General features: G+C 54.2%; 1 rRNA gene. It reads right to left on the bottom strand.

The annotated features are described in order from the left end of the window. Positions 1–421: ribosomal RNA gene (locus C495_RS17225) — 23S ribosomal RNA — on the bottom strand; the annotation flags it as partial.

Genomic DNA, 421 nt, shown 5'->3' with positions numbered 1-421 from the left:
GTATTGTAGGACACCAACTCTAACAGGCCTCCACGCACCTTTCGGCACGCTTCACCTTGTCCACGCCTAGATCGTCCGGTTTCGGGTCGTGCCCGTTTGACTCCCCGCGCTTGAACACGGTGACCCTGGTGCAAAGCACTGCGGTCATATCGGTTTCCCTGCGCCTTCCCGGATGATCCGGTTAGACTCGTCAAACAGGCACCCTCTCTGGTTCGTTTTTCAAAACGTACGACAGGACACCGGCTTCCCATACGGCTTACTACAGGTTCGCACCTGATTCATTCAATACGGGACCTTTTGTGCCCTGTCGCTCTATCGCCAACTGATTTCACGCCCTATTGCACCTCCCTTTGTGGGGTGCTTTTCAGCGTTCGTTCACACTACTTGTTCGCTATCGGTCTTGAGGAGTGTTTAGTCTTCG

Origin of the sequence: Natronorubrum sulfidifaciens JCM 14089 (genome assembly GCF_000337735.1) — an archaeon.
Taxonomy (GTDB): Archaea; Halobacteriota; Halobacteria; order Halobacteriales; family Natrialbaceae; genus Natronorubrum; species Natronorubrum sulfidifaciens.
The sequence above is the reverse complement of the archived record's forward strand: the minus strand, read 5'-3'. Positions and strand labels throughout refer to the sequence as shown.